The organism is Shewanella algidipiscicola (assembly GCF_900380485.1).
GTDB classification, from domain to species: Bacteria; Pseudomonadota; Gammaproteobacteria; order Enterobacterales; family Shewanellaceae; genus Shewanella; species Shewanella algidipiscicola.
The window spans coordinates 91,184-114,949 of record NZ_OXJV01000022.1; the positions used below are offsets into that span (position 1 = coordinate 91,184).

Below are 23,766 nucleotides of genomic sequence, written 5' to 3' on the forward strand. Positions count from 1 at the left end.
ATCTTGTCGAGCGGCATATTGGCATCGAGATTGGGTTTTCGATGGGCTTGAGCTGACATTATCTTGATCTTGTTGCATCCTGTTGGCACTAGAGCCGATACCTATGGCAGCTCACATCTTGTTACGATTAGATGTACATATGACTTAAGTGCCAATGTACCGCGTAGAGGTGGCTGCTCGGTCGCTATTGACCACTGCCTTGAAGAATTAGGTGTAAAATGAGTTTTGTTGATAATGCATTGATTATTTTGTTGTTAATTGGCATCAGTTGCTTCTTCTCCATGTCTGAAATTGCTTTGGCTGCGGCGCGTAAAATCCGTTTGCGTCAAATGGTCGATGAAGGTGATTTACGGGCGGAAAGAGTGCTTAAACTGCAGGCTCAACCAGGCAGTTTTTTTACTGTCGTACAGATAGGGCTTAATGCTGTGGCGATTATGGGCGGTATTGTCGGTGAGTCGGCATTTACCCCCTATGTTAAAGCGGCTTTAACTGGCTGGGTCACTGAACCTTGGCTGGGGCAGTTAAGCTTTATCTTGTCATTTGCCATAGTTACCAGCCTGTTTATTTTGATTGCCGATTTAATGCCAAAACGGATCGCGATGGCGATCCCCGAGCGTGTGGCTGTGGCTTTGGTTGGCCCTATGATGTTATGTATAGTGCTACTGCGTCCATTAGTGTGGTTTTTTAATGGCTTAGCCACTTTTGTGTTTAGAATATTGCAAATTCAAACCGTGCGTAATGATCAGGTGACCTCGGATGATATTTACGCGGTTATGGCTGCGGGGACCGAGGCGGGCGTACTCGATAAGGGTGAGCAGCAGATGATGGAGAATGTGTTTGAAATGCAAACCGTTCCTGTCACTTCGGCGATGACGGCGCGTGAGAGTTTGGTCTATTTTTTGCTGCAGGACAGCGAAGAGGATATCAAGCGTAAAATCACTAACGATCCACATACCAAGTTTTTAGTGTGTGATGGCCAGCTTGATTGCATTAAAGGGGTGGTAGACGCTAAGGAGTTGTTGATCCGAGTGATTAATGGTCAAAGCATCACCCTTAAGGGCAGCCCATTGGTGCGTAATTGCTTAATTATCCCTGATAGTTTGAGCCTGTCTGAAACCATGGAGTATTTTAAAAATACCCGTTCAGACTTTGCCGTGGTGATGAATGAATACGCCTTGGTTGTGGGGATTGTCACTACCAACGATCTGCAAAGCGCGGTGATGGGCGCGTGGTCGTTGCACGAGAGTGAAGAGCAGATCATTGCCCGTGATAAAGACTCATGGCTGGTGGATGGGGTAACGCCCATCACAGATGTGATGCGCGCCTTTAACATTGAGCAATTTCCACAGAGCCAAAATTACGAAACCATTGCCGGCTTTATGATGCATATGCTACGTAAAATCCCTAAGCGTACCGAGTTTGTTAATTACGCTGGTTACAAGTTTGAAGTGGTCGATATTGACGCCTATAAAGTTGACCAGTTGATGGTGACACGCATCGATACGCAGGATGAACCTTTGCTCCCCATCGACTAGTTGTACAAGTTGACCGCCAGTGCTGGTTAACTCTTTGGCGTGGCTTACGACCTTCTCATGCGTTGTAACTCTTGCAGAAATGCCGCGATAACGGGCTCGTCTTCGCGGCTTTTTTTACTGCAACACCCCAACTCAAAAGGCGCAATTGCGACAGGCGATGCTAACTGCTGGATCCTATCTTTTACCGGGCTGTTATTGATCACCACCTCTGGAGTAATACTGACGCCACAGCCTAGCGCGACCATAGAGGCAATGGCTTCTTGGCCAGAGACTTGGGCATAGACATTGGCATTAAGCCCTAATTGCTTAAACCAGTTATCGATACGTTGCCGCCCCGGACCATGTTCGGGGATGATAAACGGTAGCCTATCCCAAGGGATATACGACTCACACAGTAACTCCTGCACCGCACATTTAAACGTAGGCGCGATGATAACAAGGGGGACATCGTCGATTTTAATAAAGCTGAGTGATTCTGGCAGGGTGTCTGGTTTGGCGGCGATACCAATATCGGCACGGTTTTGTTTCACCATATCCACAGCATTAGCCGCATCGCCAGTGATGAGGGCGATTTCCACCAATGGATGCTCGCTTCTAAAGCGGTCCAATAACCCGGGCAGATGGCTATATGCTGCCGTTACCGAGCAGTAAAGATTAAGTCGGCCGCGTAATCTATCTTGCTTAGGATCGAGCCGATATTTCAGTTTGTTCCAATTATCTAAAGTTTGTTCGGCAAAGTGGCGATATTCCACCCCTGCACTTGTGAGGGTCACGCTGCGGTTATCCCGTTCAAACAGTTTAGCGCCCGCCTCCTCTTCTAAGCGCTGCATAGCGCGGCTTAATGTTGAAGGACTCACATGCATCTGCTGGGCGGTCTTCGCAAAGTGCAGGCAGTTAGACAGGTGCAGATACAATTTGATGGTGCGAATATCCACGAAATCCCCTCGGTGCCTTGTAGTGTAACGTTAAGAATATTGTTGCATAAAATGCAATGTGATGTTTCGAATATATCATTTTAAGCAATAAGCGCCATAGGCTATAGTGATTTTAATCACAGCTTAGCCATCGTCGGTTGAGCCCGTTTTTAAGTCCTCACTCAAAGGTGGAATATCTGATGGCTAACTATTTTAATTCTCTGAATTTGCGTCAACAATTAGCACAGCTAGGTCAATGTCGTTTTATGGACCGCAGCGAATTTAGCCAAGGCTGTGATTACATTAAAGAGTGGAATATTGTGATCCTAGGTTGTGGCGCTCAAGGCCTTAACCAAGGTTTGAACATGCGTGATTCGGGCCTCAATATCTCATTTGCACTTCGCCCACAGGCGATTGCAGAAAAGCGCGCTTCGTATCAAAAGGCGACCGGTAACGGTTTCCGCGTTGGTACGTTCGAAGAGCTCATTCCTGATGCGGATTTAGTGCTTAACCTGACTCCCGATAAACAGCACACCGATGCCGTTAATAGTGTGATGCCATTGATGAAACAGGGCGCAGTGCTGTCTTATTCTCATGGCTTCAATATTGTCGAAGAGGGAATGCAAGTGCGCCCAGATATCACGGTGATCATGGTAGCGCCTAAGTGTCCGGGCACTGAGGTTCGTGAAGAGTATAAGCGTGGTTTTGGTGTACCAACCCTGATTGCCGTACACCCAGAAAACGATCCTAAGGGTGACGGTTTTGAAGTGGCTAAAGCGTATGCGAGCGCCACGGGCGGTGACCGCGCTGGCGTGCTGCACTCATCATTTATCGCCGAAGTGAAATCTGATCTGATGGGTGAGCAGACTATTTTATGTGGCATGCTGCAAACGGGTGCCATTTTAGGTTATGACAAGCTCGTTGCCGACGGTGTAGAGCCTGGTTATGCGGCGAAACTGATCCAACAAGGCTGGGAAACCACCACCGAAGCACTTAAGCACGGTGGTATCACTCACATGATGGATCGCCTATCTAACCCTGCAAAAATTAAAGCCTTTGAGATGGCAGAAGAGCTAAAAGGCATTCTGGCGCCGTTATTTGAAAAGCACATGGATGACATCATCAGTGGTGAGTTTTCGAAAACCATGATGGCAGACTGGGCTAATGACGACGCTAACTTGCTTAAGTGGCGCAGCGAGACTAATGAAACAGGCTTTGAAAATGCGCCAACGTGCGATGAAGCGATTGATGAACAAGCTTATTTCGACAAGGGTATCTTCCTCGTTGCCATGATTAAAGCGGGTGTAGAGCTGGCGTTCGATACCATGGTGTCAGCCGGTATTGTCGAAGAGTCGGCTTACTACGAGTCACTGCATGAAACGCCGCTGATTGCCAACACCATTGCACGTAAGCGCCTGTATGAGATGAACGTGGTTATTTCAGATACCGCCGAATATGGCTGTTATCTATTTAACCACGCTGCAGTGCCGTTATTGCGTGATTATGTCAACCAGATGTCACCAGAGTATTTAGGTGGTGGGCTTAAAGATGAGGGCAATGGCGTCGATAACCTGCGCTTAATCGAGGTTAACGAGGCGATTCGTCATACCGCCGTTGAATATATCGGTGCCGAACTTCGCGGTTATATGACCGAAATGAAGCGCATCGTTGAAGAAGCTTAATTAATTCAATATCAATTAGCCCAGCTTAAACCAGTGGGCTTAAAGCAATAAATACCAAGCTATGTTTGCTCTAGGATGACTGAACATAGCGGATAATTTTGTCCGATGAGTGGAAAGGTTATCGCGGTAGTCTTATCTGAAGTCGTCGTTCGACAGAGACGATTAACAGTTTTGACAGATAGCTGCAGGTTTTGGTTGTGTTATTCACAGGCTTTGTGGTATTGATTAAAAGGTCTACTGAATTTTAACATTGTAGATACCGAATTTAAGCAAACACACTGATTAGGAATTACCCATACATTATGTTTAACCAAGCTGCCCTGCTCATTATCGAGATTATTACCGTGGTGATTATTAAATCACAGCGGGGGCATCGTATGGCGCATCAAACCACCTAATTAGGTCAAGATTGCAACAAGAACCCCCGCTCCGAAAGGACCGGGGGTTTTTTGTTTTTAACGGTTTAGGCCGTTTGCTTAACCCCGACAACACTTAAAATGCAGGATGTAGTACATGGAAATAGGGCCGCAGATCAGAGGCGCAGACGCCGTTATCAAAGTACTTGCCGCGCATGGTGTAACCACAGTATTTGGTTATCCAGGCGGCGCAATTATGCCCATCTATGACGCCCTGTATGGCGCGCCGGTTGAACATCTGCTCAGTCGTCATGAGCAAGGGGCCGCATTTGCTGCCGTAGGCTATGCCAGAGCGAGTGGTAAAACTGGGGTCTGTTTTGCCACATCGGGGCCGGGTGCGACCAATCTTGTGACTGCGCTGGCCGATGCCCTGCTTGATTCGGTTCCCTTGGTCGCTATTACCGGTCAAGTTTCTACCGCCGTGATTGGCACCGATGCGTTTCAGGAAATTGATGTATTGGGTATGTCGCTGTCATGTACCAAGCATAGCTTTATGGTGACCGATATCGATGAGCTTGTACCGACTCTGTATCGCGCCTTTGAGATTGCCGCATCTGGCCGTCCAGGCCCAGTGCTGGTTGATATTCCTAAAGATATTCAAATAGCCATGCTCGATTACAAAACGCCGCTATTGGGCTTAATGGCAGAGCCTCAGGCGGATGCAAGTCAGCTTGCAGCGGCCAGAGCACTGCTAGCAAAATCGAGCAAACCCATGCTGTATGTGGGTGGTGGTGTGGGCATGGCGGGTGCGGTTGAGCAGCTTCGAAATTTCATCGATGTGACTGGTATCCCCTCGGTCGCGACGCTCAAAGGGCTTGGCAGTATTACCCATGATAGTGAAGGTTACTTGGGTATGCTGGGGATGCATGGCGGCAAAGCGGCGAATATTGCCGTGCAGGAGTGCGATTTACTTATCGTGGTGGGCGCGCGTTTCGATGACCGCGTGACAGGGCGGTTAGCCACCTTTGCCGAACATGCCAAAGTATTGCATCTGGATATCGATGTCGCCGAGCTCGGTAAACTGCGTCGCCCAGATGTGGCCATTGCAGGGGATCTACGCCAAATATTGCCTGCAATTGCCCAGCCGATGGCTATCGCCCCTTGGTTGGCTGAAATTGCTGGTTTGAAGGCACAACATCAATGGAATTATGACAGGCCAGGCGAGCTGATTTTTGCACCTAAAATGCTCAATAGTCTGGCAAATAAATTACCCGAAGACAGTGTGATTGCCTGTGATGTGGGTCAACACCAGATGTGGGTTGCGCAGCACATGTGGTTTCGACGCCCTGAAGATCATCTGTCTAGCGCTGGCCTTGGTACTATGGGGTTTGGTTTGCCGGCCGCGATTGGCGCAAAAGTCGCGCGTCCCGATGCCTGTGTGGTCGCGGTGTCAGGTGATGGTTCCTTTATGATGAATGTGCAGGAGCTCACCACAGTTAAGCGTCGTCAAATTCCACTCAAAATTCTGCTTATCGACAATCAGAAGTTGGGCATGGTTAAACAGTGGCAACAGCTGTTTTTTGAAGAGCGCTTTAGTGAAACCGACCTGTCCGATAACCCTGATTTTGTCACTATGGCGTCGGCGTTTGATATTCCAGGGCGCACCATTACCCACAGCGCGGAGGTTGACGCTGCGCTTGATGAAATGCTTAACACTCAAGGGCCGTTTCTGCTGCATGTGAGAATCGATGAAGCCCATAACGTATGGCCACTGGTACCTCCTGGGGCGTGTAACCGCGACATGATGGATGAGATGGAGAAACAGACATGATCTATAACCTAGCCTTAACCTTAGTTCAGCAGCCCGAAGTGTTAGAGCGCGTATTACGTGTCGTGCGCCATCGCGGTTTTAAAGTCACTACCCTAGATATGCAGTTGGCTGCTAACGGCACCACACAGGTCGACATGGTGGTGGAGAGCGAGCGAGCCCTAGAGCTGCTCAGCCATCAGCTTAATAAACTGATTGATGTCACCGAGTGCAAAGTGTTATCGGCCGAACAGCTATCAACAAAACTCACGACAAGACTATCTACAACACAAATACAACCCGCTAGCGCCCTAAACGCCTAAGCCCTATAGATGAGAAAATATTATGGCCGCAAAAACTGCAGAATTGATTTGGTTTAATGGTGAGATCATGCCGTGGGGCGATGCTAAGGTGCATGTTATGTCGCATGCGCTGCATTATGGTACCTCAGTCTTTGAGGGGATTCGTGTTTACGCGACTCATCTTGGCCCAGCGGGTTTTCGTCTAACTGAGCATGTGCAGCGACTGTATGATTCGGCAAAAATATACCGTATGCCAATTCCTTATCGCTTTGAGCAAACGATGCAAGCCTGCCGAGATATTGTGCTTGCCAACAAGTTAGATGGTGCCTATATCCGCCCATTGGCGTTTTATGGTGATGTGGGGATGGGGATCACTCCGCCTAAAGATGCCAAATGTGAATTAATGGTGGCTGCGTTTCCTTGGGGTGCCTACTTAGGCGAAGACAGCATGGAGCGCGGCGTCGATGTGGCGGTAACTTCTTGGAATCGTCTTGCGCCAAATACCATTCCGACTGGAGCGAAAGCCGGTGGTAACTATCTGTCATCTTTGCAAATTTCCACAGAAGCAAAACGTAATGGCTTTGACGAAGGTATCGCTCTCGATGTCAATGGCCTCGTCAGCGAAGCCGCGGGCGCTAATCTGTTCGTCATTAAAAAGCATAAGCTGTATACCCCGCCAGCCACGGCAGCGATCTTAATGGGCATCACCCGTGACACCATTATTACCTTGGCGCGAGATAAGGGTTATGAAGTGGTGGAAGAGCCGATGTCGCGCGAGTTTTTATATTTAGCCGATGAGATGTTTATGACAGGTACCGCCGCCGAAATTGTGCCGGTGCGAAGTGTGGACCGTATCGAGGTAGGCGTGGGTAAGCGCGGGCCTATTACTAAAGACATTCAAGCGAGCTTCTTTGGGCTATTTAATGGCGAAACAGAAGACAAGTGGGGTTGGCTAGAGCCACTCTAAGCGGTTGACGACAGAGTCGCTGTTTGTATAACAGAGTCATCAGTTGTTGCTATAAAAGATTAGGTTAGTTAAAAGCCCGACAATGCGATAGCGTTATCAGAGGGCAAATATTCAAAGCTAGGCGATGTGATATCGCCTATCGATAAAAAGGAAGCAATCTCATGGCAAAATTACGTTCAGCTACCAGTACCGAAGGTCGCAATATGGCCGGTGCTCGTGCACTTTGGCGAGCGACAGGGGTAAAAGATAACGATTTCGGTAAGCCGATTATTGCCATTGCCAACTCCTTTACTCAGTTTGTGCCGGGGCATGTCCACCTGAAAGATATGGGCTCGTTAGTGGCTGGCGCCATTGAAGACGCGGGCGGTATCGCCAAAGAGTTTAATACCATCGCGGTTGATGATGGTATTGCCATGGGCCACGGCGGCATGCTCTACAGTCTACCGTCACGTGAGCTGATCGCCGATAGCGTTGAGTATATGGTCAATGCCCACTGCGCCGATGCGTTAGTGTGTATCTCAAACTGCGACAAAATCACCCCTGGTATGTTAATGGCGGCGCTGCGTCTTAATATTCCTGTGGTGTTTGTTTCGGGCGGGCCGATGGAAGCGGGCAAGACTAAGCTATCGGATAAGATCATTAAGCTGGATCTGGTTGATGCCATGGTGGCCGCGGCGGATGACCGTATCTCAGATGAAGACAGTGAAAAAATTGAGCGTAGCGCCTGTCCAACATGCGGCTCATGTTCAGGCATGTTTACCGCCAACTCAATGAACTGTTTGACCGAAGCGCTAGGTTTATCTTTGCCGGGTAATGGTTCTATGCTCGCTACCCATGCCGATCGCCGTGAACTCTTTTTAGAGGCGGGTCGCCGCGTAATGGCGCTGGCGACTCGCTACTATAAGCATGACGATGAATCAGCCTTGCCACGCAATATTGCCAACTTTAAAGCGTTCGAGAACGCCATGGCACTGGATATCGCCATGGGCGGCTCGTCCAATACCGTATTGCATCTGTTAGCAGCGGCTCAAGAGGGCGGTGTCGATTTTACCATGGCCGATATCGATAGAATGTCGCGTCGGGTGCCGCACCTTTGTAAAGTGGCGCCATCGACACCCAAGTATCATATGGAAGATGTCCATCGTGCTGGTGGCGTAATGGGCATTTTAGGTGAGCTAGACAGAGCCGGCTTGCTGCATACCGATGTGAGCCATGTTGCCGGTGAAAGCCTTAAAGCGGTATTGGCTAAATATGATATCGCCCAAAGTAGTGATGCAGCGGTGCACAAGTTTTTCTCAGCAGGGCCAGCCGGTATTCCAACCACCAAAGCCTTTAGCCAAGATTGCCGCTGGCCAAGTGTCGATGTCGACCGTAAAGCGGGCTGTATTCGTACCCGTGAATTTGCGTTTAGCCAGGAGGGTGGCCTAGCTGTCTTGTCGGGCAATATTGCGCTGGATGGTTGTATCGTCAAAACCGCTGGCGTCGATGAAGCGAATCATACTTTTGTGGGCAGTGCTCGAGTTTATGAAAGCCAAGATGATGCCGTCGCCGGTATCTTAGGTGGTGAAGTGGTTGCGGGTGATGTGGTGGTCATTCGCTATGAAGGCCCTAAAGGTGGCCCTGGCATGCAAGAGATGCTTTACCCAACCAGTTACTTGAAATCTAAAGGCCTAGGTGCGGCTTGTGCGCTTATCACCGATGGCCGATTCTCTGGCGGCACATCGGGTTTATCTATCGGTCATGTCTCACCAGAAGCCGCAGCTGGTGGCACCATAGGTTTAGTTGAAACCGGGGATCGAATCGAAATCGATATCCCTGCTCGTACCATTAAGCTGGCGGTTAGCGAGATAGAACTGGCTAGCCGCCGCGCAGAGATGCAGGCGCGTGGCAAACTGGCGTGGAAACCCAAAGATCGACAGCGCGCAGTATCGCTTGCGCTTAAAGCCTACGCCATGCTTGCGACTAGTGCCGATAAAGGCGCAGTGCGAGATGTTAGCAAGCTGGAGGATTAATATGTTGGCATTAGCCTCACAATCTCAGTTAGATTTAGCGCACTATTATCTGCAGAAGATACTGTTATCTTCTGTCTATGATGTGGCTAAAATCACCCCACTTTCTAGCCTAAATAAGCTCTCTGCACGTTTAGGCTGCCAAGTGTTTCTTAAACGCGAAGATATGCAGCCTGTGCACTCGTTTAAGCTGCGCGGCGCCTATAACCGTATCGCTCAGCTCAATGCCGAAGAATGCCAGCGTGGCGTAGTATGCGCCTCTGCGGGTAATCATGCGCAAGGGGTGGCAATGTCGGCGTCGGCGCGTGGAATAAGCGCGGTGATCGTGATGCCAGAAACCACTCCCGAAATTAAGGTCGATGCGGTGCGCCGCCTTGGTGGCACTGTGGTGCTGCATGGTCAGTCTTTCGATATGGCCAATGAGTATGCCCAGCAACTCGCTCAAGATGAGGGGCGCGTATATGTCGCCCCGTTCGATGATGAGGCGGTTATTGCAGGTCAAGGTACGATTGCGCAAGAGATGTTGCAGCAACAGCGCGATCTCGAGGTGATCTTTGTGCCTGTTGGCGGTGGCGGCCTGATCGCGGGTATCGCCGCTTATTACAAAGCGGTTATGCCGCAGGTGAAGATTATCGGGGTCGAGCCAGAAGACTCTGCCTGTCTAAAAGCGGCGCTTGCAGCCGATGAGCGTGTGGTGTTATCGCAAGTGGGGTTATTTGCCGATGGTGTGGCGGTAAAACAGATTGGCGCAGAGCCTTTTCGATTAGCACGTGAATATGTCGACCACGTGGTGACCGTGACCTCTGATGAGATCTGCGCTGCGGTTAAAGATATTTTTGAAGACACCCGCGCGATAGCCGAGCCGGCAGGTGCATTATCACTGGCTGGACTGAAAAAATATATTGGTGACGAGGGTAAAGGCCAGAAGGTCGCTGCTATCTTAAGCGGTGCCAACGTAAACTTTCACAGCCTGCGTTATGTGTCGGAGCGCTGTGAGCTAGGTGAGCAAAAAGAGGCTATTTTGGCGGTTAAAGTGCCAGAGCGTCCCGGTATCTTTTTACGCTTTTGTGAGCTATTAGACAAGCGTGCCATGACCGAGTTTAACTATCGTTTTTCCAGTCGTGATAAGGCGGTGGTGTTTGCGGGCATTCGTTTGTCACAGGGGCAGGTTGAGCTCGATGAGATAGTTGCCAGATTAGAGGGCGATGGTTTTGAAGTGCAAGATCTCTCCCATGACGAGACGGCAAAACTGCATGTACGTTATATGGTGGGGGGGCATCCGCCAGAGGAGCTTGAGGAGCGCCTGTTTAGCTTTGAGTTTCCAGAGCATCCCGGTGCCTTGTTTAAGTTTTTGACAACTTTGCAGAGTAAATGGAATATCAGTTTGTTTCATTATCGTAATCACGGCGCCGCGTATGGTCGGGTACTTGCGGGGTTTGAAGTGCCAGAAAGCGATGCTATCGCGTTTCAGCAGTTTTTAACCGATGTAGGTTTTGTCTATCAAGAGGAAACCCATAGCCCAGCCTATAAGCTGTTTTTAGATAATCGAGAGTAGTCGATATGCTTGCGGTTAAATGAGACGATTTTAGGACGCTGCTGCGTCCTTTTATATGTTATCTTGCTATGGGTAACACATTGAATTCGTATACTAAGCGCGAATAATTAACGACACTAATAAGATGCCACTCATGGCACAGACATAACTGTGAATACGTAGGGATGTGGTAGGGCAGGCGTCAATCTCTTGCCTCCATATAAACCAACAGTTAGCCCGAACCCTAATGGATAAAGCGAAGGCTTTATAGAGGAAAGAAGATGTTAGCAGCACCGAAAGTAAACGCATTTAACCCTCCACGTCGAACGCTGATGGGTCCAGGCCCTTCGGACGTTTACCCTGAAGTATTGGCCGCTCAAGCTCGTCCGACAATTGGTCATCTTGACCCGCTGTTTGTGGGCATGATGGATGAGCTTAAAGCGTTGATCCAATATGCGTTTCAAACTGAAAATGCCATGACTCTGGCGGTATCGGCGCCTGGCAGTGCGGGTATGGAAACCTGTTTTGTTAATTTAGTTGAGCCCGGCGAAAAAGTGATAGTGTGCCGCAACGGGGTGTTTGGCGAGCGGATGCGTCAAAACGTTGAGCGCGTTGGTGCTACTGCGGTGGTCGTCGACAACGAGTGGGGCATGCCTGTGTCGGTTAGCGATGTTGAGGCCGCGCTGAAAGCTAACCCTGATGCGACGTTTTTAGCCTTTGTCCACGCAGAAACCTCAACTGGCGCCTTGTCAGATGCCAAGCGTCTATGTGCGCTGGCCAAGCAGCATGATTGCCTCTCTATTGTCGATGCGGTGACCTCTTTAGGCGGCGTAGAGCTTAAAGTGGATGAATGGGGCATAGATGCTATCTATTCGGGCAGCCAAAAATGTCTCTCCTGTGTGCCAGGATTATCGCCTGTGTCGTTTTCGTCTGCGGCGGTAGAGAAACTTAAAGCACGTAAAACACCCGTACAGAGCTGGTTTTTAGATCAAAGCTTAGTGATGGGCTATTGGAGCGGCGATCAAGCTGCTGGTGGCAAGCGCAGCTATCATCATACCGCTCCTGTGAATGCGCTGTATGGATTGCACGAATCACTTCGTTTGCTTGCCGAAGAAGGGCTTGAAAACGCGTGGGCGCGTCATCAAAACATGCATCAAGTGCTGCGCGAAGGATTAGAATCATTAGGGCTTAAGTTTGTAGTCGATGAGCAATCTCGTTTGCCGCAACTTAACGCTGTCTATATTCCTGAAGGGGTCGATGATGCCTTAGTGCGTCAGCAATTACTGGAAAACTATAACTTAGAGATAGGCGCAGGCCTTGGCGCATTAGCCGGTAAAGCATGGCGTATCGGTTTGATGGGCTTTAGCGCGAGGCGTGAGAACGTGGCCTTATGTTTACGAGCGCTTGAAGAGGTACTGCGTTAGTCACGGCTGATGGCTGGCACACTAAAAAAGGGGAAATTAAATTCCCCTTTTTTGTGGCTGATAATTAGCGTTATAGCAAACAGGATCACCATTGCTGTTAAGCGAATTTGATTGTGAAGACTTTAAAAGATCGGTCAATGGCTCATTTCAACTCTTAATTGAGCAGCATTAATCAAGCGGTGCCTTTGAGCTATTAATGGTTAACCAGAAACCAACTGCACTATAATAAGGGTGATTAATACCGGGCAAACAAATTTGACGTAAATAGGCCAAATTTTCCAAAAAAGACCATCTGCATTGGCGCCTTCTTGGGCTCGGATTGTTGTCATGAGACTGTGTCGGTTCCATACCCAGCCAAGGTAGATAGCGATACCCAAAGCAATCAGGGGCTGGGCGCGCTCGGTAGTGATGGTGATGATCAAGCCAAACAACCATTCAAAGTTAAATACCATGATAGTCGACAGAAGCATGATAACGCCCGCTACCAAATAAGTTGCGCGGTGGCGCTCTATGTTGGTTTTCTCAACAATATAGCTGGTCGGTACTTCGACTATCGAGATGGCAGACGTTAAGCCTGCTATGGTCATCAGTATAAAAAAGATGATGGCAATCAGCGGCCCTAGCACACCACCTAAGGTGTCAAACAGCGCGGGCAATACCGTAAAGACCAGAGTATCGGCATTTAACAGGCTACCGTCGGCGCTGAAGATCTGCACGCCATTATGCTGCGCCACATACATGGCCGGGATAATCATTAACGCTGCAAGAAAGGCCACACAGGTGTCGGTTAAGGTGACATAAGCGGAGAGCGTAGCAATGTTTTCCTGCTTATTGAGGTAGGCGCCGTAAACCATCATAGCGCCAGTGCCTATGGTCAGAGAAAAGAAGGTCTGCCCCAGCGCACCGACTAAGACCTCGGTTTCCAAAATCCGGCTAAAATCAGGCACCAGTAGTGCAGTTAACCCGTCAGCAGCACCAGGCTCAGTAAGAATATAACCAACGCCCATCACCAATATTACCAACAGCAGTGGCATTAGCCGTTTAGACCAACGCTCGATACCTTGTTGCACGCCTTGGCGGATAACCATTACAACCATCAAGGTAAAGACGATGGTAAAAAGCAGGTTTCGCTCAACGGAGAAGGCCATTAGCCAGGTTGATGTTTGCTTAAAACCGGTAACTTCGGCTATGGGCGCAACAGCAAAGCTGACAAACCAGCCAGATAAGATCATATAAAAAGTGCAGATCAAGGTGGCGGTGATGATAGAGGCAAAACCGATAATTTTACCGATATAGCGACTGTAAGAGGATTGACCAATATTAGCCATGGCGTCGGCAGGGTTGGTTTGGCCATGGCGGCCAATCATCAGCTCAGCAACTAACATGGGATAGCCAAGGATAAGGATGAGAACCAGATAAACCAGCAGAAATGCACCGCCGCCATGAGTGGCCGCTTGGGTTGGAAAGCCCCAGATGTTACCAACACCGACAGCGCTGCCCGCTGCGGCCATAATGAAGCCAACTCTTGAACTAAAATGGCTTGAATCGTTTGAACTCATTGGGTTGTGCGCTCCTTTAGCAAAGAGGCCGCATCATAGCGTTTACAATGAGTAGGTCAACAGGTAAATATTGCTTTAAAGTGCCTTAGTTTTAACGAGTATTTCTTTAAAAATACTTAGTGTTGGACTTTTATTGCCAGATGGTTTGTTTTTGCGTGATTATATTGTGTTGATTGCTCGGCATGGTTGAGTGACGCAATTAGATTGCGTGAGTAAATAATCGCTAATGCGTGCAGATTATCTCAATGTTTGGCTGAGGTTGGCTTATGGAGAGGTCAGTCATACGACTTAGGCAATGGTATCGCGGTGTGGTTTTTTGCTTGTTTGAGCACAAAGCTTGAGCGAATACCGGCGATATCTTGGTTGGTAGTGAGCTTCTCTAGCAGGAAGTGTTTAAAGGCCTCCATATCAGCGACTAACACCTTGAGCTGATAGTCGGCGTCACTGCCTGTGAGCAGGCAACATTCGAGTACTTCGTCGTAGCGGTTCATTGCTTGTTCAAACGCATTGAGAACCCTTTGGTTGTGTTTTTCCAGTCTGACCTGCACATAGGCAGTGAGATGCAGATTAAAGAACTCTGGACTCACCAAGGTGGCGTAGCCAGTAATGATGCCACTATCTTCAAGGGCCTTAACTCGGCGCGAGCAGGGCGAGGGAGACAGGCCAACTAACGCAGCCAACTCTTGATTCGATAAGCGCCCATGTTGTTGAAGTAGCGATAGGATTTTAATATCAATTTTATCGAGTTGCATTGTTGTCATCGGGCGTCGTGATTCGATACAGTCGCCCTAGTGGGTAATACTTTTTGCTGGAACTGGAGGATAATCGCGATACACAGCAAGGCCATTAATCCGCCGATGACCGTAGCCGCCAGTACATCTTGCGACCAATGCATTCCCAGTAACATGCGGCTTAATCCCATGGTTAAGCTCCATAAGCCTAAGAATAATGGCAACAGGTATTGACCGCTGAGTAAGAGAAAATAACTTAACACCATCGACAAGGTGACGGCAAATAAGGTGTGGCCCGAGGGGAAAGAGAAGCCGACTTCGTGTTGCCAGTGAGCGGCAATTTTATTCGACAACTTGATCTCGGGTGCTGTGGTCATTGATGGGACATTTGTAAGCTGGTTAAGGGCTTGGCTTACCATAGGACGGCGCAGGGCGGCCGGAAGTTGATAAAACTCCTCTAATTGCAGCAGGCTTTGCTGCGCCATCAAAGCCGCGTTGGGTCTAGGCTCGCCAAAAAAGGGTTTCAAAAAATGGTTGAGCCCCAAGGTGGTGAGCATGCTCAGACCTACGGCGAGCACCAGCGCGATAAATTGTCGGCGAGGCACCATGGTGAAGCAAACGCCGAGTAACACTATGGCGGTCAAGGCCCCATATGGCGCAGTGCCTGAGGTGGTGACCCAATAGAGCAACTCGGCCAAAGGGGAGTCAAGCGCGATTAACGGAAACAGCGACGTACCACTCAGCAACAGCCCTGCTGGCACCAGGAGTAGGAGTAACCATCCAATAGTCAGCGCCGATAGTAAGCGCCTTGAGAGTGTCACAATGTTACCTTGCACACCAGTTACCTCGCACAAAAACCGTTAAATCAAAGGTCACAGCGACCTTACAGGTTGCCCCTACTGCTCAATCTTGATATCACATCAGGCCGACATGCCTTGACTCTACTTATTCGCCTGCGGCTTGGTTGAGCTTGGCTTCTAAGGCATCGACTTGGGCTTGTAGGGCTTCGAGTTTTTCACGGGTTTTAAGCAGAACGTGTTGTTGTACGTCAAACTCTTCGCGTGACACTACATCGAGTTTCATCAGTTGGTTTTGTAAAATTTGCTTACTTTTATCTTCGAATTCGCCAGCGAATTGTTTTAGACCGCTAGGAAGGTTATCGCTAAGCTGCTTAGCCATCTCTTCAATTTTCTTTGGGTTAATCATGGTTTTTCGCCTCTGGGCAATCAAGTCAATATGCTGAGAATTGTACCTGAGCTACTGCGGATAACAAATTAAAAAGCCGCTGGTTATTTTATCTCAATAGATGGGCGCAGATTCTGGTATGATCTGCCTCTGATTTAGACCCTTTTATCTGCTTGGTAGTTGTAAATTCATGAAGCTCAATCCCGGTCAAAATGATGCTGTTCATTATGTTTCAGGCCCTTGCCTCGTCTTAGCTGGCGCAGGTAGTGGTAAGACACGCGTGATCATTAATAAAATTGCTTATCTGGTACAAAAGTGCGGATATCAAGCCAAAACGATTGCCGCGGTGACCTTTACCAACAAAGCGGCTCGCGAGATGAAAGAGCGTGTTGCCCAATCTATGGGGCGTAAAGAAGCGCGCGGTTTATGGATTTCAACCTTCCACACCTTAGGGCTGGAGATCATTAAACGTGAATATAAAGTATTGGGATTAAAGCCCGGCTTTTCACTGTTCGATGATCAAGACTCCCTTGCGCTACTTAAAGAGTTAACTGAAAACGAACTCGATGGTGATAAAGATCTGCTGCGCCTGTTAATGACCGCTATTTCAAACTGGAAGGGCGATTTGGTGATCCCTGCTCAGGCGCGCAAACTCGCCAAAGATGAGCAGTCGCAGTTATTTGCCCTGTTATATCAGCGCTATGCTCAGCATATGAAGGCCTATAACGCATTAGATTTTGATGACCTCATTTTATTACCTACGCTGCTGCTAAGGCATAATCAAGAGGTGAGAGAGCGTTGGCAAAAGCGGATTCAATATTTATTGGTCGATGAGTATCAAGATACTAATACCAGCCAATATGAGCTGGTTAAATTGCTGGTGGGTGAGCGAGCCCGGTTTACTGTGGTGGGTGATGACGATCAGTCTATTTACTCATGGCGTGGCGCTAAACCGCAAAACCTAGTGTTATTGGGTAAAGATTTCCCCTCATTAAGGCTGATTAAACTCGAGCAAAACTATCGCTCCAGCCAACGTATTTTGCGCGCCGCCAATATATTGATTGCCAATAATCCCCACGTGTATGACAAGTCGCTGTTCAGTGAGCTGGCCTATGGTGAGCCGCTGCGGGTGTTGATGGCAGCCAATGAAGAGCAAGAAGCTGAGCGGGTGATTGCCGAGATGATCAGGCATAAATTTGTCGGTAGGACCCAGTTTGGTGACTACGCTATCTTGTATCGTGGTAACCATCAATCACGCTTGTTAGAGCGTGCCTTAATGACTAACCGCATTCCCTATAAGCTCAGTGGCGGCACCTCATTTTTTGGCCGCGCCGAGATTAAAGATATCATGGCGTATTTGCGTTTAGTGGTAAATCCTGACGACGATAATGCCTTTTTACGGGTAGTTAATCTGCCTAAACGTGGTATTGGCCCTGCGACACTGGAGCGCTTAGGCAATTACGCCAATGAAAAACAAATTTCGATGTTTGAGGCGATATTTCAAGGCGAGCTTAATCATCATCTACCACCTGCGGCAATGGCGTCGTTATATAAGTTTGGCAAATTTATCGTCGATATGGGCGAAGAGGCCAATCGTGGTGAACCCGTAGAAGCGGTTAAGCGCCTTATTCGTAATATCAATTACGAAGATTATCTATACGAAACCAGCACCAGCGCCAAGGCTGCTGAGATGCGCATGAAAAACATCTCGGAGCTGTATCGCTGGGTGACCGAAATGCTACAAGGTGACGATCTTGATGAGGGCATGACCTTACCTGAGGTGGTGACGCGTTTAACATTGCGCGACATGATGGAGCGTAACAGCGAAGATGAAGCGGGCGATCAAGTACAGCTAATGACCTTGCATGCCTCAAAAGGGCTGGAGTTTCCTTACGTGTTTATGGTGGGGGTTGAGGAGCGCATCTTGCCGCACCAAAGCAGTATCGACGAAGACAACGTCGAGGAGGAAAGGCGTCTGGCTTACGTGGGCATTACCCGTGCACAAAAGGAGTTGTGGTTTATGATCTGCCGTGAGCGGCGTCAGTTTGGCGAGGTAATGCGTTGTGAACCTAGCCGCTTTTTGCTTGAGTTGCCTCAAGACGATCTGATTTGGGAAAACCGCAAGCCTGCACAAACTGAGCAGCAGCGGGTGCAATCAGGTAAAGCCAATATTGCCAACATACGTGATATGTTTAAGAAGTAGTGTTGCGCTGACCTTATGGCGTTGAGTCATTAGGCATACAAACTATCAGATTCCCGCTTGGTTTGGGGTAAGGTTTTTGAATCAATCGACTTACCGAGTGCCAGTCCCTGCCCCTTATGGAAACCGAGCTTTAGCAGCTGTTGGTGCTGAACCTCGGTTTTGACCCCCTGCACAAATATTTTTAAATCTAATGCGTTTGCAGCGAGTTGGTGGGCGGTAAGCAGCTTTTGATGCTGAGGGTGACTTAAGTGGCTAATATAACTGGGGTCAAGCTTAAGGCCGCTTAATGGTAAAAAGCTAAGGCTACTCAAGGCGCTGTGGGCGCTACCATAGGCATGCAGCCCGAGATTGATGCCGAGTTTATGTAACATTTCAAACGCATTGATATGGCTTTCAGTATCTTGCACAAACGCTTTTTCATTAAAAAACATCCAGATCATTTCAGGTTTGCTGCAGCTCTGTTTAAGGCGATTTTTAAGTTTGCGCACCGCATGTTTATGTTTTAAGTGGCGACTAGAAACATGTAAATGCAGTTGTATCGGGCCATTTAGGGCCACTAGCTGAGGGTAATCGAGATTAAGTTGTTCAAATAAGTAAAGGTCGAGCTCTTTGGTGAGATTACAATGCTCTGCAATATTACTGAGTTGTGCCTGTTTAAGCTTACCCAATTGCTCATGTTGCCAATAGAGTCTTGGCTCATAGGCCAATATTTCTTGACTGTCTAGAGTCATAATGGGGAAGTATTGTAGAGCTAAACTTTTGTTGACTAAGGCTTCTCGCAATTCTAATTCTAAAGTGATGTCGTGTGCCTGTTTTCCTCTTGTGCGGTTGTCGCTGACAACATAACAGCCTTTACCATTCGATTTTGCCTGATACATAGCTGTATCGGCATCTTTGAGCAAAGATTCGCTGGTGTCATTGTTGTTTTGACCACTAAATGCAATACCAATGCTGGCCCCAGAGGTAAAGCTCTGCTGGGCTAGCTGGTAAGGAATCGATAGTTTACCGAGAATCCGTTCGGCTACTTCAATTGCGTCATTGCTGTCGTGAATGCTATCGAGCAGGATGACAAATTCATCACCACCAATGCGTGCCAGTGTGTCGTTATCACGGATACACAGGTTAAGTCGTCGAGCCGTTTCAATCAAAAAACGATCGCCTTGTAAATGTCCTAAGGTGTCATTGATCAGCTTAAAACGATCTAAGTCGATAAACAGTAAAGCAAAACGGTCTAAGCCATGGCGTCTGACATGTTTAACCGCTTGACCTAAGCGCTCCATAAACCGTGCCCGATTAGGTAAGCCGGTCAGAATATCATGGCAGGCATCATGTACTAACTGTTGCTCAACTTTGCGCCGCTGACTGATCTCTTTTTCTAAGTCTTGGTTAAGCATGGCTAATGCGCGAGTACGTTGGGCGACTTTTTCTTCTAACTGTTCATAACTTTGCTTTAATGATTCGGCCGATAATTTACGTTCAATGGCGGTGGCAATATGCTGCGACACAAAAGTTAATAGGCCGAGATCTTTTTCTTGATAGGTGTGAGAAGCGCTAAAGCTGTATATGGTCAAGGCACCTTTGACCACTCCTTGGATAAACAGTGGTACGCCGATCCACTGATTAATGGTATCTGTATGATTGAGTTGGGGCGCGATAGCGTACAGTTGCTTAGCGTCGATCAGTGCTTTGATATCAGACTTTTCGAGTAATATGGGTTTCTTGTGTTTCAGTATAAATTCAACTAAACCGTCGGCGAGCGGACGTATAGAGGGTATATCAGTGTTTAATTGAGACACATAGAAGGGAAAGTTTAAATAGCGGCCACTGTCGTCGAGCAAGCCGATGTAGCAGTTATTAGCGGGTAACAGATGACTTATCACCCGATGTAATTCAGTGTAGAACACAGTGTCATCGATATTTGAGTTAGACAGTTCGGCAATTTCAAATAGTGATTTTTGCAGATGCTCTGCTCGGCGTCTTTCATTCACCTCTTGCTTGAGCTTGTCGTAAGCCAGGCTCAGTTCTTTGGTTCGATGCTCGATAGCGGTTTCAAGGTTGTGCTGATACTGCACCCGTTCAATTACACCTGAGACATGTTGACTAATAAAGGTGATCAGTTCGAGTTCAATATCGCCATAACTGATCTCTGGATTATAACTTTGAACGGCCAGTACACCTATGGTCTGTCCACCGCTGAAGATAGGTACCCCAAGCCATTGATGGCAAGTAGAACCGCGACTGACAACTTCTTTGGCTGCGATTAGCTGATTAAACTTGTCATTATCGCATAGTAACGCTTGTTGTTGACGAAACACATAGCCGGTCAATCCGCTGTAGAGCGCATTGGAAATTTTTTCCGATGGAAAAAGCTGGCTGGGGTGGGGATCTTTTTCATCGATGAAAAAGGGAACATTCAACTCATTGGTATCACTGTTAATTAAGGCAATGAAAAAATTATCAGCAGGCAAAAGTTTGTTGAGGTTTCGTTGAATGCCTGAATAAAAATCATCGGCACGTTTTGCACTTGCAGCAATATTGGAAATATCGAGTAAAGCATTCTGAATCACCTCAGAGCGCTTATATTTTCGCGCCAGACTTTTTAAGCGGGTAATCCTTTTGCTTAATTTGTCTATATCACGATCTGCAAGTTGGTCTGTTTCTTCCCTAAACATGACACCGCCAATTTCTTATAATTATCATATCTGTGACTGTATTAGATGAGGGTTATAAATAGCATAAAAAAGAAACAGTACCAAGTCATTATTTTGACTATTGCAGTGAATTTTGACCTAAATGGGCTGTCAGAGGCGTAAATCTGTTAAAAGTTGAGCAAACGCATAAAAAAATCGATGTTTGCTATAGACGAACAGGTAATTAATCCATATTATATGCGGCGCTAACAAGGCAGGCACCCATAGCTCAGCTGGATAGAGCGCACCCCTCCGGAGGGTGAGGCCGAGGGTTCGAATCCTTCTGGGTGCACCAGTTGGATTTGAGGTTAAAGTTAGCAAGTAAGCAGTAATATCAGTGGTGATTGTAGCTCAGTTGGTAGAGCCCCGGATTGTGATTCCGGTTGTCGTGGGTTCAAGTCCCATCAGTCACCCCATTACTTCTTATCCTACATTGAGGGTGACCTCATTAAACATCTACTACTGTTTAAGTAGAGACTCGGTGATTAGCGCAGCCCGGTAGCGCATCTGGTTTGGGACCAGAGGGTCAGAGGTTCGAATCCTCTATCACCGACCACATTATAAAATAGCGAGTCCAACTCGGTATTTTGACAAATTAAAGATTTTCGGTGATTAGCGCAGCCCGGTAGCGCATCTGGTTTGGGACCAGAGGGTCAGAGGTTCGAATCCTCTATCACCGACCACTTTCGAAAGCCTTCTGAATAGTCAGAAGGCTTTTTTCGTTTTGGCTTACTTGTCCTGTAGAGAAGTTGCTAGGGCCTGTGACAGTGAAGCTTATTTGTAATGGCGGCGATTCATGCTGGTTGCTCTGCATCTGAACTTGTGTTGCCGGCTTACATCCTGAAGTTTAACCAGAGCCCATCGATTTTTATCCGTCTGTTGCAGTCTTTACTGCTGGTCTGTGAATAATAAAAAAGCTGCCATTGGCAGCTTTTTTATTATTAGTTGAGCACTTTTTCTGGTGGAGATATATAACCCATATAAGCCTCGGTTTTGAGTGGTTCAAACCTAGCTAGCTGCGCTTGCTCTTCGATACCTGTGACAATGACCTGAATATCGAGGCCTTTAGCCACGTTAACTAGGGCGCGGCAGAGTTCGCTACTGTGTTCATTTTCATCGTAGTAAGCGAAGGACTGATCCAATTTGACATAACTTGGGCGTAGTGTCTGTAGGTAAGCCATTGAGCCAAATTGACGACCAAAATGGTCGATGCCAAAGTGTGCACCATTATCTCTAATAATGGCACACAGAGCCTGACAAGCGTCAGGGTCGCTATAGATACCCGCTTCGGGAATATCAAAAACAATCCTTTGGCTAAAATGGCTATTGCGGAGAAATTGATTTAACCATTTGTGAAATTCGAGGTCGCGTAGGCTGTGGAATGTCAGATTAATCGCAATAGGTTCATAATTTTTTTCAATAATGCCATTGTCTACAATGGACTCGATAAGACAGCGGTCCAGTAAAGAGCCCAATGATAAGAGTTCAACATAAGGCATAAATTGCCCAGCATGGATCTCTGTCTCGCCAATGGTTAATTGGCAATATAGCTCGCGCTGTAACACTGTGGTTTGATTATTGAGATACACGGACTGCCATTTAAATTGAAAGCGCTTTTCCGTGATCGCCGCGCTAAGGTGTTCGCGCCACTGCTCTTTGCTGTAGAGCTGTTTTTCATCGCTTTCAAACCAGTGGAAAACGTTATTTTCGGCGACAGCTTGTTGTAATGCATTGTCTGTTTGTGACAGCAACTCTGAAACCGTCATCGAATCTGTACGATGGGCGATACCGATAGCAAATTGTTCATTAGGCTTACAGCCTGCCTTAGACATTTCCTGATTCACAGTTCTAATGAGCGTGTGTAAGTATTTGCTGCTTTGCTCTTGTTCGGCGCTGGTGATTAGAAAAGCAAATTCATACGCTGCAATACGGGCAATTACAGACGGGGCGACTTCATCGAGTTGTTGTTGCAGTCTTTGTGCAAGTAAACGTATGGTCTCATCACGTACTTGGTAACCATATTTACTGTGCACCTCCTCTAGCCAGTCAAACTTAGCCATCATTAATGCGCCATTATTAGGCTCGCTTAGCCAGCTATGGATACGTGCCATCATGTATTGGCGGTTAGGCAGGCCTGAAACTTGGTCGACGAGATTTTTCTTTCTTAACTCAGTCACTTCTTCATCGAGTGAGTTGAATATTTTTTTCAGCTGATGAGACATGCTATTAAAGGCCGATACGACCGACTTTAGCTCTGTGGTTTTTGGCAGTGGCAAATCTGGACCAAACTTGCGCTTGGACACTTCTGTGGCGTGTTCCGCGATATCGTGCAGAGGTTTAAGAATCCAGGTAAGTCCGAAGCGAGCCAGCATAATGGCGATTAAAAACAGAATAGAAATCGCTATAATAGAATTAGTCATGGTGCGCCATAGCTCGTTATACCCAAAGCCTGGGTGAGCGGTTATTTCTAGCTTAGCTAATTGGAGCCAACCTGAGGTGATGGTGCTTTCGCGGCTAATGGTATTAAAAAAGCCTAAATCGATAAACCATTGCGGAACGCCTTCAATTTTAACTGAGTTTTCCCATACTTGTTGCTTACCATCAATCAACCATGTCAGTTTGACTTGCTGATAGTAACCGCCTTCAAAGATCACATTTATCAAGGTTTCGGCGCCGACAATGTCGCCAGCTTCTAAGTCGGGAACTAGCATGATCCCTAAACTGTGGCTGGTGTTATTCAGGTCAGATTCCATTTGTTTGGTTAAGAAACTTTGGGTCTCGGTAAACTGCACGTAAGCCAAGCTAACGACAACGACCAAAAATAGGCCCAAAAGCAGTGAGTATATCTGTCGAAACAGTGTCATTGTT

Annotated in this window: 16 protein-coding genes and 4 tRNA genes; 13 read left to right on the forward strand and 7 right to left on the reverse strand. The window is 47.7% G+C overall.

Translation table 11 applies throughout. From position 1 onward, the window contains the following. Positions 1–218 precede the first annotated feature (218 nt). Entirely contained in the window at positions 219–1,535 is a 1,317-nt protein-coding gene (gene paeA, locus DN599_RS18455; protein ID WP_110459060.1) for a polyamine export protein PaeA, read from the forward strand. Between the two features lie 44 nt (positions 1,536–1,579). Here the strand turns inward: paeA and ilvY are convergent, their stop codons facing one another. Then, entirely contained in the window at positions 1,580–2,470 is an 891-nt protein-coding gene (gene ilvY / locus DN599_RS18460; protein WP_110459061.1) for an HTH-type transcriptional activator IlvY, read from the reverse strand. A 179-nt stretch (positions 2,471–2,649) separates the two neighbouring features. Here ilvY and ilvC point away from each other — a divergent pair, with 179 nt between their 5' ends. The 7 genes from ilvC to DN599_RS18500 all read left to right on the forward strand — a co-directional run bounded on the left by ilvC (position 2,650) and on the right by DN599_RS18500 (position 12,530). Next, complete coding sequence (gene ilvC / locus DN599_RS18465) at positions 2,650–4,131, forward strand: ketol-acid reductoisomerase (protein ID WP_110459062.1); 1,482 nt, start codon at positions 2,650–2,652, stop codon at positions 4,129–4,131. 513 nt (positions 4,132–4,644) lie between these two features. Beyond that, positions 4,645–6,318: an acetolactate synthase 2 catalytic subunit gene (gene ilvG / locus DN599_RS18475; RefSeq protein ID WP_110459064.1), complete on the forward strand. Its 1,674-nt coding sequence runs from the start codon at positions 4,645–4,647 to the stop codon at positions 6,316–6,318. Beyond that, positions 6,315–6,617, forward strand: a complete 303-nt coding sequence (gene ilvM, locus DN599_RS18480; protein WP_110459065.1) for an acetolactate synthase 2 small subunit — start codon at positions 6,315–6,317, stop codon at positions 6,615–6,617. The genes ilvG and ilvM overlap by 4 nt, the downstream gene beginning before the upstream one ends. A gap of 22 nt (positions 6,618–6,639) precedes the next feature. Further along, a complete protein-coding gene (locus DN599_RS18485) occupies positions 6,640–7,563 on the forward strand; it encodes a branched-chain amino acid transaminase (protein WP_110459066.1) in 924 nt (307 codons plus the stop codon). A gap of 161 nt (positions 7,564–7,724) precedes the next feature. Then, positions 7,725–9,575, forward strand: coding sequence for a dihydroxy-acid dehydratase (gene ilvD, locus DN599_RS18490; RefSeq protein WP_110459067.1), 1,851 nt, complete (start codon positions 7,725–7,727; stop codon positions 9,573–9,575). 1 nt (position 9,576) lies between these two features. Beyond that, positions 9,577–11,127, forward strand: coding sequence for a threonine ammonia-lyase, biosynthetic (gene ilvA, locus DN599_RS18495; RefSeq protein ID WP_110459068.1), 1,551 nt, complete (start codon positions 9,577–9,579; stop codon positions 11,125–11,127). 260 nt (positions 11,128–11,387) lie between these two features. Beyond that, the gene (locus tag DN599_RS18500) at positions 11,388–12,530 is read left to right on the forward strand and encodes a pyridoxal-phosphate-dependent aminotransferase family protein (protein WP_110459069.1); all 1,143 of its coding nucleotides are present in this window, start codon (positions 11,388–11,390) and stop codon (positions 12,528–12,530) included. Positions 12,531–12,730: 200 nt separating this feature from the next. On the opposite strand, the gene DN599_RS18505 is transcribed toward DN599_RS18500, so the two are convergent. The 4 genes from DN599_RS18505 to ubiK all read right to left on the reverse strand — a co-directional run bounded on the left by DN599_RS18505 (position 12,731) and on the right by ubiK (position 16,026). Then, on the reverse strand, positions 12,731–14,089 hold the full coding sequence (locus DN599_RS18505) for a sodium-dependent transporter (protein ID WP_110459070.1): 1,359 nt from the start codon (positions 14,087–14,089) through the stop codon (positions 12,731–12,733). Between the two features lie 275 nt (positions 14,090–14,364). Beyond that, positions 14,365–14,850 carry an Lrp/AsnC family transcriptional regulator gene (locus tag DN599_RS18510; protein WP_110459071.1) on the reverse strand — a complete coding sequence of 162 codons (486 nt, stop codon included), beginning with the start codon at positions 14,848–14,850 and terminating at the stop codon, positions 14,365–14,367. Then, positions 14,847–15,656 (reverse strand): phosphatase PAP2 family protein, encoded by an 810-nt coding sequence (locus DN599_RS18515; RefSeq protein WP_239473345.1) that lies wholly within the window; start codon positions 15,654–15,656, stop codon positions 14,847–14,849. The genes DN599_RS18510 and DN599_RS18515 overlap by 4 nt, the downstream gene beginning before the upstream one ends. A gap of 109 nt (positions 15,657–15,765) precedes the next feature. Beyond that, positions 15,766–16,026: a ubiquinone biosynthesis accessory factor UbiK gene (gene ubiK / locus DN599_RS18520; protein WP_110459072.1), complete on the reverse strand. Its 261-nt coding sequence runs from the start codon at positions 16,024–16,026 to the stop codon at positions 15,766–15,768. Between the two features lie 169 nt (positions 16,027–16,195). Between ubiK and rep the strand changes: the two genes are divergently transcribed. Then, positions 16,196–18,208, forward strand: a complete 2,013-nt coding sequence (rep, locus tag DN599_RS18525; RefSeq protein WP_110459073.1) for a DNA helicase Rep — start codon at positions 16,196–16,198, stop codon at positions 18,206–18,208. A 29-nt stretch (positions 18,209–18,237) separates the two neighbouring features. On the opposite strand, the gene DN599_RS18530 is transcribed toward rep, so the two are convergent. Further along, complete coding sequence (locus DN599_RS18530; RefSeq protein WP_110459074.1) at positions 18,238–20,880, reverse strand: sensor domain-containing diguanylate cyclase; 2,643 nt, start codon at positions 20,878–20,880, stop codon at positions 18,238–18,240. 236 nt (positions 20,881–21,116) lie between these two features. Between DN599_RS18530 and DN599_RS18535 the strand changes: the two genes are divergently transcribed. The 4 genes from DN599_RS18535 (at position 21,117) to DN599_RS18550 (ending at position 21,581) form a co-directional block, all read left to right on the forward strand. After that, positions 21,117–21,193 (forward strand) — tRNA-Arg (locus DN599_RS18535). A 45-nt stretch (positions 21,194–21,238) separates the two neighbouring features. Continuing rightward, positions 21,239–21,314: transfer RNA gene (locus tag DN599_RS18540), tRNA-His, on the forward strand. Positions 21,315–21,377: 63 nt separating this feature from the next. Beyond that, a tRNA-Pro gene (locus tag DN599_RS18545) sits at positions 21,378–21,454 on the forward strand. A gap of 50 nt (positions 21,455–21,504) precedes the next feature. Beyond that, positions 21,505–21,581 (forward strand) — tRNA-Pro (locus DN599_RS18550). A gap of 258 nt (positions 21,582–21,839) precedes the next feature. Here DN599_RS18550 and DN599_RS18555 read toward each other — a convergent pair. Next, positions 21,840–23,762 carry a bifunctional diguanylate cyclase/phosphodiesterase gene (locus DN599_RS18555; protein ID WP_110459075.1) on the reverse strand — a complete coding sequence of 641 codons (1,923 nt, stop codon included), beginning with the start codon at positions 23,760–23,762 and terminating at the stop codon, positions 21,840–21,842. Positions 23,763–23,766 lie beyond the last annotated feature (4 nt).